This window comes from Vreelandella sp. H-I2, assembly GCF_052959335.1.
Map to the genome: position 1 here is coordinate 58,048 of NZ_JBRAMC010000006.1, position 13,359 is coordinate 71,406.

General features: G+C 54.3%; 10 protein-coding genes. 5 read left to right on the forward strand and 5 right to left on the reverse strand.

Features of this window, described 5'->3' with window-relative positions:
• Positions 1-18 precede the first annotated feature (18 nt).
• Positions 19-762, reverse strand: a complete 744-nt coding sequence (locus tag ACUVOF_RS15395; protein WP_447045204.1) for a Crp/Fnr family transcriptional regulator — start codon at positions 760-762, stop codon at positions 19-21.
• A gap of 198 nt (positions 763-960) precedes the next feature.
• Complete coding sequence (gene uvrA / locus ACUVOF_RS15400) at positions 961-3,807, reverse strand: excinuclease ABC subunit UvrA (protein WP_447045205.1); 2,847 nt, start codon at positions 3,805-3,807, stop codon at positions 961-963.
• Positions 3,808-4,010: 203 nt separating this feature from the next.
• Here uvrA and ACUVOF_RS15405 point away from each other — a divergent pair, with 203 nt between their 5' ends.
• From ACUVOF_RS15405 to ACUVOF_RS15420, 4 genes are all read left to right on the forward strand, one after another.
• Positions 4,011-5,390, forward strand: coding sequence for an MFS transporter (locus ACUVOF_RS15405; protein ID WP_447045206.1), 1,380 nt, complete (start codon positions 4,011-4,013; stop codon positions 5,388-5,390).
• A gap of 86 nt (positions 5,391-5,476) precedes the next feature.
• Complete coding sequence (gene ssb / locus ACUVOF_RS15410; protein ID WP_447045207.1) at positions 5,477-6,094, forward strand: single-stranded DNA-binding protein; 618 nt, start codon at positions 5,477-5,479, stop codon at positions 6,092-6,094.
• A 52-nt stretch (positions 6,095-6,146) separates the two neighbouring features.
• The gene (locus ACUVOF_RS15415) at positions 6,147-7,037 is read left to right on the forward strand and encodes a sugar nucleotide-binding protein (protein ID WP_447045208.1); all 891 of its coding nucleotides are present in this window, start codon (positions 6,147-6,149) and stop codon (positions 7,035-7,037) included.
• Positions 7,034-7,768 carry a lysophospholipid acyltransferase family protein gene (locus ACUVOF_RS15420; RefSeq protein ID WP_447045209.1) on the forward strand — a complete coding sequence of 245 codons (735 nt, stop codon included), beginning with the start codon at positions 7,034-7,036 and terminating at the stop codon, positions 7,766-7,768. The genes ACUVOF_RS15415 and ACUVOF_RS15420 overlap by 4 nt, the downstream gene beginning before the upstream one ends.
• A 100-nt stretch (positions 7,769-7,868) precedes the next feature.
• Here the strand turns inward: ACUVOF_RS15420 and fabB are convergent, their stop codons facing one another.
• Entirely contained in the window at positions 7,869-9,086 is a 1,218-nt protein-coding gene (fabB, locus tag ACUVOF_RS15425) for a beta-ketoacyl-ACP synthase I (RefSeq protein ID WP_447045210.1), read from the reverse strand.
• A 13-nt stretch (positions 9,087-9,099) separates the two neighbouring features.
• A complete protein-coding gene (fabA, locus tag ACUVOF_RS15430) occupies positions 9,100-9,615 on the reverse strand; it encodes a 3-hydroxyacyl-[acyl-carrier-protein] dehydratase FabA (RefSeq protein WP_113269863.1) in 516 nt (171 codons plus the stop codon).
• Positions 9,616-9,898: 283 nt separating this feature from the next.
• Between fabA and ACUVOF_RS15435 the strand changes: the two genes are divergently transcribed.
• A complete protein-coding gene (locus tag ACUVOF_RS15435; RefSeq protein WP_447045211.1) occupies positions 9,899-11,740 on the forward strand; it encodes a putative bifunctional diguanylate cyclase/phosphodiesterase in 1,842 nt (613 codons plus the stop codon).
• Positions 11,741-11,862: 122 nt separating this feature from the next.
• Here ACUVOF_RS15435 and phrB read toward each other — a convergent pair whose 3' ends face one another.
• Positions 11,863-13,275: a deoxyribodipyrimidine photo-lyase gene (gene phrB, locus ACUVOF_RS15440; RefSeq protein WP_447045212.1), complete on the reverse strand. Its 1,413-nt coding sequence runs from the start codon at positions 13,273-13,275 to the stop codon at positions 11,863-11,865.
• Between the last annotated feature and the right edge of the window lie 84 nt (positions 13,276-13,359).

Sequence of the window (13,359 nt, forward strand, 5' to 3'; positions counted from 1 at the left end):
CAATAGCACGCGGTTTTTTTAAGCTGAGTCGGCTAGCACCATACGAATATTGTCATTGAGATAGCAGTCATCAAATCCTGCCTCGTCACATAGCGCTTGCAGATCAGGAATAGTTAAATTGTGGCGGTCACGGAACACTAGTCCATCTTCGCTGAGCCCTGTAAAGGTACGGCTAACGTGGACCGGGCTGAGGCCAAGGACATCAGCCAGCTGCTCCTGAGAAAGCGGCAGACGGAACTGGTTACTAATGTCGGGGTTAGTTTGGCGCAGCCGCAGATACATTTCATAGAGAAAATGTGCCATCTTTTGGCGTGCGGTACGCCTTGCCAGCGTGACTAACCGCTCAGTTAGCATCGCTTGCTGTCGGCTGCCAATGGCAAACATTATAGATGTGAGTTTGAGTGACCGGCGAAAGAGATTCAGCATACGTTTATGTGGGAAGTGGCAAACCACACCGTTATCAATCATGCGCACGTTCTCAAGGCGTTCGGAGAAAGCGAACTCACGCAGCCCGATAATATCGCCCGGCAAAAACACCTCGAGAATTTGCCGATCGCCATTTTCTAGATGGCGATAGGAGTAGGCCCAGCCGCTTTTGAGGGTACAGAACTCATTGGCCGGATCGCCTATCTCCCAAAGTAATGCGCCTGATTTAATATTAGTTGGGCTCTCCTCAAGGGTAGTAAGGAGCTGCTTTTCCTCCTCGGTTAATGAGCAAAAGTGGCTGAAGTGTTTGATAATGCAGCTTTTTTCATGACTCATGACTTATCCCTTCAGGAGAGAATTACTTAATCCTGCTAATGATTATTGGCTCGCCACTATAAACAATGTGACCACCTATTGCGTTGCCCACATGTACTCTCTAGCGCGGCTATTTAGTCTGAGGGAGGGCAGACGCCCCTCCTCAAAAGAACCAACACCCATAAAGAACAAAAAACCATAGATAACAGCAATATAGTGTCAACGCTTCGTTGCGCGGTTTCCACGTTCCAGCAGGAGTGCTAAGAAACGCCCGGTATGCGAGACATTCTGTTTTGCAATCTGTTCCGGTGTGCCTTCGGCAATAATCTGCCCGCCACCGGAGCCCCCTTCAGGCCCTAGATCGACAATCCAATCGGCAGTTTTGATCACATCCAGGTTGTGTTCAATCACGACGATAGTGTTGCCATGATCCCGCAGGCGGTGGAGCACCGTCAGCAGTTGGCGTATATCTTCAAAGTGCAGTCCGGTGGTCGGCTCATCCAATATATACAGTGTCTTACCTGTATCACGCTTGGCTAATTCACGGGCGAGTTTTACCCGCTGTGCTTCCCCGCCTGAAAGAGTCGTTGCACTCTGCCCCAGACGAATGTAGGAGAGGCCCACATCGAGCAGGGTCTGCAGGCGACGAGCAATGGCTGGTACCGGGCTGAAGAATTCTAGCGCGTCTTCCACCGTCATGGTCAGCACTTCGTGAATGGTTTTGCCTTTGTAGTGAATATCCAACGTTTCGCGGTTATAGCGCTTGCCTTTACAAACGTCGCAGGGCACGTAAATATCCGGCAGAAAATGCATTTCTACCTTGATCATGCCTTCGCCCTGGCACGCCTCGCAGCGTCCACCTTTAACGTTAAAGCTGAAGCGGCCGGGTTTGTAACCTCTAGAACGTGCTTCCTGGGTGCCTGCAAACAACTCACGAATCGGCGTAAAAATGCCTGTGTAGGTGGCCGGGTTGGAGCGCGGCGTACGCCCAATCGGACTTTGATCAATATCGATAACTTTATCGAGTTGATCAAGCCCTTCGATCTTCTCATAAGGGGCGGCGGTCAACGTGGTGGCACGATTTAGCTCCCGAGCCGCAATCGGCATCAGCGTGCCGTTGATTAGCGTCGACTTGCCTGAACCAGAGACGCCGGTAATGGCGATAAATAATCCCAGCGGCAATGTAAGCGTTACGTCTTGCAGGTTGTTGCCGGTAGCGCCGCGTACAGTCAACTGCTTTTCCGGGTTGCCAGGAATACGATAGGGCGGCACGGCAATTTCACGCGTGCCGATCAGGTACTGACCGGTCAGCGAGTTGGGATTGTCCATCACGTCTTGAGGCGTACCTTGAGCGACGATTTCACCGCCATGTACGCCTGCCCCAGGACCGATATCCAGTACATGATCGGCGGCACGGATAGCATCTTCGTCGTGCTCAACCACAATGACGGTATTACCCAGGTCGCGCAACCGCTCAAGGGTTTTCAGCAGCCGGTCATTGTCGCGTTGGTGCAGGCCAATTGACGGCTCGTCAAGGATATACATTACTCCGACTAAGCCAGCACCAATCTGGCTGGCCAAGCGGATGCGCTGGGCCTCACCACCGGAAAGGGTGTCTGCGCTGCGCTCCAGGTTGAGGTAATCCAGGCCGACATTTACTAAGAACTCTAGCCGGGCGTGGATCTCGTGGACGATTTTATCGGCAATCTCGCCTTTGCGTCCCGGTAGGCTTAGATCGGCAAAGTAGCGCCATGCTTCACCAATCGGAAAGCGCACGACGTCGGCGATATTATGGTCATCCACATACACATGACGTGATTCTTTACGCAGTCGTGAGCCGTTACAGGTGGCGCAGGGCTGCACCGCGATGTATTTGACCAGATCATCGCGCACCATATTAGACTCGGTTTCCCGATAGCGGCGCTGCATATTGGGCAGCACGCCCTCAAAAACGTGCTCGCGAGTAACTTTACGGCCGCGGTCGCCGACATAGGAGAACGGTATGGCCTCGTCGCCGCTACCATTGAGAATGATGTCCTGCTCGTGGCGGGCGAGCTCTTGCCAAGGTGTCTCTAGCTCAAAGCGGTAGTGCTTGGCCAGCGCCTGGAGCTGGGTAAAGTAGTAAATGTTGCGCCGGTCCCAGCCTTTAATCACGCCTTCCGCCAGCGATAGCTCCGGGTGGCTGATCAGCTTTTCGGGGTCGAAGTACTGCTGCACGCCCAGCCCATCGCAAGTGGGACAAGCGCCCGCGGGGTTATTAAACGAGAACATGCGCGGCTCAAGCTCTGCCAGTGAGTAGCCACACACAGGGCAGGCAAAACGTGATGAGAAGGCAATATCATCGCGCTCGCCATCCATAAAGTGGATCATGGCGGTGCCGTCGGCGAGGTTCAGCGCCGTTTCAAACGACTCCGCCAGACGTTGGGCGAGGTCGTTACGTACCTTGAAGCGGTCAACCACCACGCTAATATCGTGCTTTTTGCGCTTATCCAACGGCGCGATGTCGTCCAGTTCCAGCACTTGGCCATCAATCAAGGCGCGCACAAAACCTTGGGCCCGCAACTCTGCTAATAGTTGCAGATGCTCGCCTTTACGCCCTTTGACCACCGGCGCCAGCAGCATGAGTTTGGTGCCTTCGGCAAGATTCATGACTTGATCGACCATTTGTGAGATCGTCTGGGCCTCAAGGTCTTCACCGTGCTCTGGACAACGTGGCGTTCCCGCCCGGGCAAAAAGCAGGCGCAGATAGTCGTAAATTTCGGTGATAGTGCCCACGGTTGAACGCGGGTTGTGGGAGGTAGACTTCTGCTCAATAGAGATCGCAGGCGAAAGCCCTTCGATGTGATCTACATCGGGTTTCTCCATCATCGACAGGAATTGGCGTGCATAGGTGGAAAGTGACTCCACATAGCGACGCTGCCCCTCAGCATAAAGGGTGTCAAACGCTAACGATGATTTACCTGAGCCGGATAGGCCGGTAATCACAATCAGCTTGTTACGGGGCAGTTCCACATCGATCTGCTTGAGGTTGTGGGTGCGTGCACCCCTGACCAGAATGCTGTCCATCAACACCTCGAATCGCGCGGCAAAAGCGTGATTATACGTTCGCCGAGCCCCTCCCGGCAAAACCGCTTTGCAACATGCGACAACCCGCAACGTTTCCAGCGCCTGCCCAAACCGCTAGAATAGAGGATTGTCTCAAGCCGTTACGTTTATTCGCTGCATGCTAATCCATCACATAGTTATTTTTCATCACACACAAGGGCATTATGCGCAAGGTTTCCGCACTATTGCTGGTCTCTGAACGCCGTGCGATCAGCGGTTTGGCCGGGCTATATGCGTCTCGCATGCTGGGTCTATTTATGGTGCTGCCTGTGTTGGCGTTATACGCCGACACGTTAGTGGGCGCGACGCCTCTATTGGTGGGCGTTGCATTGGGTATTTACGGCTTGACCCAGGCGTCGTTGCAAATCCCGTTTGGCCTACTTTCTGATCGCATTGGCCGTAAGCGGGTGATCGCGATGGGGCTGGTGATTTTTGCTCTGGGCAGTGTCGTCGCCGCGCTCTCGGACACCATTTTCGGGGTGATCGCCGGGCGGGCTCTGCAGGGAGGGGGCGCCGTGGCCGCCGCTATTATGGCGCTGCTGGCGGATCAAACCCGTGAGGAAATCCGTACCGCTGCCATGGCGACCATTGGGCTCTCTATTGGCGTGTCGTTTGCCATTGCCATGGTGCTGGGCCCATGGCTAGCCGCCTGGGCGGGGCTGGCCGGTGTATTTTGGTTTACCGCACTATTGACGCTGGTGGGGCTGCTGGTGCTGTGGCGCTGGGTACCTGCTGCGCCTAGGCGGAGGCGCCACCGCGATGTAGGGATGGACCGTCAGCAATTCAAGAGTGTGATAACGCGGCCTGATTTATGGCGACTGGATCTATCGATTTTTGCTCTGCATTTAGTGCTAATGGCGATATTTGTCGCGGTGCCTTTTCGTCTGCTAAACGCGGGTGTGGCTATCGAGTATCATGGGCTGGCTTACCTGGGCATTATGGCGCTATCGTTTGTCGCCATGGTGCCGCTGATTATTGTCGCTGAGAAGCAACAGCGCATGCGTTTGATGTGCCTAGTGGCGATCGGCGCTATTGTGATTAGTTTAGCGGGACTAGGGTTGCCCCTGTCGCCAGGCTATTGGCTGTTTGTATGGCTGTTTGTGTTCTTCACTGGCTTTAATTTGCTGGAAGCGACGCTCCCTTCCATGCTCAGTAAGCTAGCCCCGGCGGGCGCGAAAGGTACCGCGATGGGAGTGTACTCCACCAGCCAATTCTTTGGCGCTTTTCTAGGCGGTACGCTAGGCGGCTTATTGGCTCACTACGGAGGCCTTAATGCGGTTTTTATTGGCTGTGCCGTACTGGCGTTGTGCTGGTGGATCGCTATGTGGCGGATGCCTGCACCGCCACCGCTCTCTAGCGAGGTGTTGGCGCTGCATGAAACCCAGGCAGATGCGCTTGACTTGCTGATGGAACGTTTAGCTGATGTGGTCGGCGTGGAAGACGTGATGGTGGTACCGGAAGAGCGTTTGGTCTATTTAAAGGTGAACCGTCAACAGCTTGACCAGGCTGCGCTGACCAAGCTGATGTCGCCGCCCAAATCTTAGCTTAACCGGTTTTAATTCGGCCTGGCCGCAACACTGGCTACGGCTTGCAACTAACCCTACATAACACCCTATTAAAGGAGCGCCTTATGGCTCGCGGCATTAACAAGGTCATCTTGATTGGCAATCTCGGGCAGGACCCCGAGGTGCGTTTTACTCCAAGCGGTACCGCCGTGGCCAACTTAAACTTGGCCACTACCGATACCTGGATGGACCGACAGAGTGGTCAGCGCCAAGAGCGTACTGAATGGCACCGCGTGGTGATGTTTAATAAAACCGCTGAGATCGCCCAGCAGTACCTAAAAAAAGGCGCCAAAGTTTATATTGAAGGGCGCTTACAAACCCGTAAATGGCAAGATCAAAACGGGCAAGATCGCTACTCGACAGAAATTGTCGCTAACGATATGCAGATGCTTGATGGCGGCCGCAGTGGCGATTTTCAGGGCGGCGGCGCAAGCCAGAACAGCTATCCTCAAAATGCGCCCCAAAACGCGCCAGCCCCCAATAATCAAGGCGGTGGTTATCCTCAGCAAGGCGGTGCACCTCAGGGTGGCAACTACGGCGGGCAAAGCTCACAGCAGCCTCGTCCCGCCCAGCCTTCGCCGCAGCAGGGCAACCAAGCACCACCGCCCAATCAGCAGAACAGCAGCTACGGTGCGCCTGATCCAGGCAACTTCGATGACTTCGATGATGAAATTCCGTTCTGAGTAGCTTACTAAACACGCCATGTGGGGCTGGGCGTGAAAAGGAGGGACTGTCTTGAAGCTGCTAATATTGGATGCTGGACATTGCTTAAGCTTGGCACTGGCTCGGGAAGCAAGCCGTCGCACCGATACGGAATTAGTCATCGAACAAGGCACCACCATTACCGCTACGCGTTTGGAGGCGATAGCCCCCGACGCCGTGATCATTCCACCGTTGGCGCATCCGTTGAGTATGGCGCCAGCGGCAGTGATGGAACATGCCGATGCGGTAGAAGCGTGTTTGGATGCCTGCCTTGCCATGGATGTGGCATTGGTATGGTGTGTTTCTGACCAGCTCTACGAAGACGGGCTGGACGTGCCGATTGATGAGCACGTGGTGCCGGCACCACGCGATGACAGCCTACGCCGCTTGGTCCAGACCGGCGATCGTATACGCGCAGAATTTCAGCGCCACTTGCTTGTTCGCCTAGGCCCGTTGTTTGCGTTGGAAGGCAGCCACGCTTGGCTCAATGAAATCATTGATCATTTGGTGGTTGGCCAAGCTGTGCGCGCGGCTGAAGATGTGATCTTTTGCCCCACGTCAGCGGATGCTGTTGCTATGGCACTGATCGGCATGCTGCAGCAGCAAGCCAGTGGTGCGAATGCGTGGGGTGCCTATCACCTTGCGGGTACCGAACCGGTCAGTGCGTTTACCTTTACCTCCATGGTGCGCACTCAATTGTTGACGCACCTTGAAGGCCGGGGCGAGCAGATTACTCTCGGAGAGGTGCAGCCGCTAAAGCATCACCATGATGCTAAGCTGCGCCGTGTCTTAAATTGTCGACGTGTGCTGGATGTTTTTGGTGTTCATCAAAAGCCGTGGCGTTTAGAGGCTGGGCGTATGTTAGATGCGTGGTGTTTGGCCCGTGAAAATAACCGTGTCAGCAATACAGGAGCGTCGGCTTGATAAATGTGGTTCGCAGCTTGGTATTTTATACCGGCTATTTCTTGGCCATGCTGATGATCGGTATTCTGTTTCTGCCTATCGCCCCCTTCCTTCCACTTTCTGGTCGTTATCGCTTACTCAATTTGTATAACTACTTTTTGATGGTGTGGTTTCGTATCGCCTGCGGTGTGCGCTATGACATACAAGGGCAGGAAAACCTGCCTAGTGGCCCCTGCGTGATTCAGGCCAATCACCAGTGTGAGTGGGAAACCGTATTTTTGCAGGTGATGAAGCCGCCGGTATGTACCGTGCTAAAACGCGAATTATTGCGCTTGCCTATCTTTGGCTGGGGATTACGCCTGTTACGCCCGATAAGCCTGGATCGCTCCAAACCGGCAAGGGCGATGAAGCAAGTGCTCACTCAGGGCGTCGAGCGTCTCGGAACCGGCCTGTCGGTACTGATTTTTCCTGAAGGGACGAGGGTAGATCCTGGTCAGCGTAAGCGCTACAACAAAAGCGGTAGCGTAGTGGCGTGTCGTGCTGGGGTGCCCGTCTTGCCCGTGGCCCATAATGCTGGAGAACGCTGGCCAGGGCGCCATTGGGTTAAACGGCCAGGCGTATTGCGTGTTCGCATTGGTAAGCCAATTGAGACAACGGGGCGTATGCCTGATGAGGTGCTTGCTGAAGTCGAAGCGTGGATCGAAACGCAACTGCAGGAAATTTCTGACGTGCCGAGGCCTACCTCCCGTTAGTTAAAGGCTCTCTTTCTGGGCCTTGATCTATTCGTCTTGTTACACAAAAACGGCGCCCGCTGGGCGCCGTTTTGTCATCATGTCAGTAGCCGTATCAGCATCAGTTGTTAAAACGCTGGAAGACTAAGCATGCATTGGTGCCGCCAAAGCCGAAGCTATTAGACAACGCCCGCTCTATCGTCACGTCATCGCGGCGTTCGGTGACAATATCAAAGCCATCAGCCTGCTCATCCAAATCGTTGATATTTGCCGAAGCGGCAACAAAGTTGTGCTGCATCATCAACAATGAATAAATCGCTTCCTGAACGCCCGTGGCCCCTAATGAGTGGCCAGTGAGTGATTTAGTTGAACTCATCGCAGGCGTTGTATTCCCGAATACTTCGCGTATTGCTTTCAGCTCGGCAACATCGCCCACTGGCGTGGACGTGCCGTGGGTATTGATGTAATCAATAGCACCATCGACCGTTGCCATCGCTTGGCGCATGCAACGCATCGCCCCTTCGCCCGAAGGGGCGACCATATCATGGCCGTCAGAGGTCGCGCCGTAACCCACCAATTCGCCGTAGATTTTGGCACCACGCGCTTTGGCGTGCTCAAGTTCCTCCAACACTAGCATGCCGCCGCCGCCGGCGATTACAAAGCCGTCGCGGGCTTGGTCGTAAGGGCGCGAAGCCTGTTCAGGGGTGTCGTTATAGTGGGTAGAGAGCGCACCCATGGCATCAAACAAGCAGGAGAGGGTCCAGTGCTCCTCTTCGCCGCCACCGGCAAACACAACATCCTGCTTGTTAAGCTGGATTTGCTCCATCGCGCTGCCAATACAGTGCGCTGAAGTCGCACAGGCAGAGGAGATAGAGTAATTGATGCCTTTAATTTTAAACGGCGTTGCCAAGCACGCTGAAACAGTGCTACCCATTGTCCGGGTGACGCGATAAGGGCCAACCCGGCGAAGACCTTTTTCACGTAGTACGTCAGCTGCTTCTACCTGATTAGCGCTTGAAGCGCCGCCTGAGCCGGCAATAAGGCCAGTACGTTCGCTGGATACCTGTTCTTCGCTCAGCCCAGCATCTTCAATCGCCTGAGCCATAGAAACGTAAGCATAGGCCGCCGCGTCGCCCATAAAGCGGCGCAGTTTACGGTCGATGAGTGCGTCAAGATCTATGTCGACGCTGCCCGCTACATGGCTACGAAAGCCTCGCTCGGCATACTCTTCCTTAAAACGAATACCGCTACGCCCAGTTTTGAGCGCGTCCAGGACCTGTCGTTGGTCGTTGCCAAGGCAAGAAACAATGCCAAGACCGGTGACTACCACTCGTCGCATGGGAGCCTCCTGTTTAGAAATTCGCAGTGGAGGTAAATAGGCCAACACGCAGATCATTAGCCTGATAAATGTCGCGTCCGTCGACGGTTACGGTGCCGTCGGCGATACCCAAGATAAGACGTCGGGTAATAATACGCTTAATATTAATGCTATAGGTCACTTTTTGTGCATCCGGCAGAATCTGTCCGCTGAATTTAACTTCGCCGCAGCCAAGCGCACGTCCACGGCCTGGGTGGCCTAGCCAGCCCAAGTAAAACCCTACCAGTTGCCACATGGCATCCAGGCCTAGGCAGCCAGGCATGACGGGGTCGCCAGGGAAGTGGCAGTCAAAGAACCACAAGTCAGGCGTGATATCCAGCTCGGCGATCAGTTCGCCTTTGCCATGCTCACCGCCTTCTTCGTGAATGTGCTTAATGCGATCAAGCATCAGCATGTTAGGAGCCGGGAGCTGGGCATTTCCGGGGCCGAATAGCTCGCCGCGCGAGCAGGCCAGCAGTTCTTCGCGATTAAAGGAGTGTTGCTTGGTCACTGAATCGTTCCGAATATCAAGAAGGTTGTGAGGCTAGTCTACTTCCCGAAACCGCTGAATGCACGTAACTGACCATTTATCGTCGGTTACTACAGTATTTAGGCAGTTGGCCGATAACACTATAGCGAGGGGACTTAGTTAACCTGCTGCCAATTATGCACAATAAATGCTGCATGTACCGTAATATAGATTATCTAGGTAGTTTATTAGACGGCATGATCAGCATGGCAACTAGCGCAAATTTTTTTCTACGTTAATTTTGTATAGGATGTAGCGAATCGCCATGTGGCTTCCTGTTTCTCTCAATCGTCCGCTAGTGTGGGTCGCAATGGCGGCGCTGCCGGCCTGCGTTTGGATACCCGATACGGCGCTACGTTTGGTGGCAGCCACGCTAGTCGCGCTGGGGCTTTGGGATGCCTGGAATCAGGTTCGTCAACAGCGGCTACGTCTGCGGCTATCGCAGGATACGTTAGGGCTCGCCAGCGATGCCATGGTGATTACCGACGCGCAAAATCGGGTCATCGTGGTTAATCCGGCCTTTACCGAAATTACCGGTTATGCAAGCCAAGAGGTCCAGGGGTTAAAACTGGAGACCCTGGCAGCGCCACGGCATGATAAAAACTTTTATCAAACGTTCTGGAGTGCGCTGAAAAGTACCGGCCGTTGGGAAGGTGAAATGTGGAGTCGCCGTAAGCACGGCGATGAGTATCCCGAGTGGTTAAAAGTACGCGCCGTGACCGACAAACGGGGCAAAATTACCCATTTTATTCACCTGTTTACCGATATTACGGCGCAAAAAGCCCGTGAGCGCGATTTGCGCCGGATTGGGTATGAAGATCCCCTTACCGGTCTGCCCAATCGTCGGCGTCTTCACGATCTGCTTGCTTCTCGACTGCGCCACTTACGCGCTGGAGAGAGTTTGGATATGGCGCTGGTAGATATTGATGGGTTGAAATCGGTTAACGATAGTCTAGGGGTTGAGCAAGGGGATCGCCTGTTGGCACGCTTTGCCCAACGCTTGACAAGCTATGTCGTTGGGGGCGTGGTAGGCCGCTTGGGTGGCGATGAGTTTATGGTGATCCGCACCACGACATTTGACGATCATGACCAGTGGGTCGCCTCGCTGCGCGAACATATGAGTCGACCATTTGAAATTAACGAACAATCGTTGCGCTTAGGGCTGACGATAGGCAGCTGTCGAGCACCTGAAGATGGTGACGACTCAGGTGTGCTATTTCAGCGGTTAGAGTCGGCGCTCTACAGCGCCAAACGGCTTGGACGTAATCTTAGCCAGCGTTTTCGCCCAGCACTGGATAAGCAGGATAATCCGCAGCTGGCACTGGTTAGCGACCTGCGTGCCGCGCTTATTTCCGGTGATCAGTTAGAGCTGCATTATCAAACCCAGCATGAGCCTAGCAGCGGTGAGGTCGTTGGCATGGAGGCGCTGCTGCGCTGGCGCCATCCTCGGGATGGAATGATTTCTCCGGGTGATTTCATTTCGTTGGCCGAGCGGCACGGCTTAATGTCCCAATTGGGCACTTGGGTAATCGAAAAAGCCTGTGCCCAGCAGGCGCATTGGCGTAATAGCGCCATGCCCAAGCTGACCATTTGGGTCAATATTTCGGCGCTGCAGCTTTTTCAAGGGGATCTAGAAAGCCAATTGGCGACATGCCTCAGACGCTACCAATTGAAGCCTTCGCAAATTGGCCTGGAGCTGACCGAGTCGGTACTTCTGGACGAGCGTGCAGGTGATATGAGGCCGCGCCTACAGGCGCTACGTGACCAAGGCTATGCAATCGCCATCGACGATTTTGGTACTGGCTACTCGTCGCTTGGCTATCTGAAGCGCTTACCGGTCGATAAAATAAAACTCGATCGTGCGTTTATTAAAGAACTGCCGCATGATCAAGCAGATGCCTCCATTGTAAAGGCGGTCTTAGCGATGGCAGAAGGTATGGGGCTCGGAGTGATTGCAGAAGGGGTTGAAACCAAGGAGCAGTGCCAGTTTTTGGTTAAGGCCGGCTGTACGTCTGTGCAAGGGTTCTACTTCGCCCGCCCGTTACCCGCCGCGGAGTTGGAAAAACGTTTAGTGCCAATACCATTAGAAGTCCCTGCTGCTTCTTAGCTTATGTAAAAGCGGCTGAATTAGGGAATAGCTATGGTACAAGGCTAACCCCCGCGAGTACCTCAGCGCTGCGTGCGCTGAGCTTGCGATAAGGGCCTCACCAATGCCGGACGAAGCGCCAGCTATTTAGATAGCGATTTGAATGCCCCTAGTGCGCGCTGGCGAGCCGCTTTGTGATCGACAATCGGCGCTGGATAATCGGTATCGGTGAGCAGGTCTTGAGGTGGTGCATGGCGCGCTTTAGCGGGCAGTTTGGCAAGCTCAGGCAGCCAGGACGCAATAAACTCACCGTCCGCATCAAAGCGAGTGGATTGCGTGGTGGGATTAAAAATTCGAAAGTAGGGCGCGGCATCGGTACCTGTGGAGGCAGCCCATTGCCAACCGCCGTTATTGGCGCAGAATTCGCCATCGACTAAGTGACGCATAAAAAAGGCTTCGCCGCGCCGCCAATCAATCAGCAGGTGCTTGCTTAAAAACATCGCCGTGATCATACGCAGCCGGTTATGCATCCAGCCTGTGGTGACTAATTGGCGCATAGCTGCGTCGACGATGGGGTAGCCTGTTCGCCCTTCGCACCAGGCTTGAAAGCCTTCTTCATCGTCGCGCCACGGCAATTGCTTGGTATGTTCCTGAAAGGGCTGATAGCGGCATACCTGGGGAAAACCCACCGCTACGTGCTGATAAAATTCGCGCCAGATCAATTCATTGACCCAGGCCGTCAGACCGAGATCGCCATCCGCTAAATGCCCCCCATTCTCTGCCATCACCGCTTGCAGGCATTGGCGATGGGAGATCATACCTAATGCCAGGTAAGGTGATAGTTCGCTGGTGCCGCGCACCTTAGGCAAATCGCGCTGGTCTTTGTAGTGACGACCACGAAAGCGTAGAAAGCGCGCTAAATTGTCCGCAGCGGCATCTTCACCCGCAGGCCACAGGTGCCCATCAATCGGTATGTCGTTAAGTTCAGGCAGTGCAGGCAACGGGTCGCTATTAATAGCCAGCGCTGTTTGTGCCTTTGGTGTATCACGCAGCGTTAGCTGATCGGCGGTGATCTGCTTATGCCACGCTCTGGAAAAGGGTGTAAACACGCCATAGTAATCGCCTTTTCCGGTTAACAAGCTACCTGGTGCAAACGCCACCGCATCATGATAACCATGAGCCGCTATACCGGCCTGCTTAAAGGCACCCTGCACGGCTTGGTCGCGGCGTCGCTCATTGAGCGGATACTCATAGTTAAAGTGCAGTTGCTCTATATTATAGTCGCGTGCGATCTCAGTCAGCGCCGCTGGTGCTTGGTCATAGCGTTCAATGTCTCGGTGCAGCAACGGAATATTCAAACCGTTGAGCGCGGCTTGAACAGTGGCGACGCCCCGTGCCCAGAAATCCAGTTTATTGGCGCCATGACCGTGCTCTTGCCACTGAGAGAGGCTGCGTAAAAAAACCGCTATTACAGGACCTTTGGCCGCGGCGGCGGCGAGAGCGCTGTTATCGTTAATGCGTAAGTCGCTGCGCAGCCAAACCAACTGACGTTTCATAGGGTCTCCTGTCATAAGGGCTTCTGCGACGCAAAAAAATGGCCGGTCGCCGGGGGAGGGCGAACGGCCAGGATAAGAGTGGGT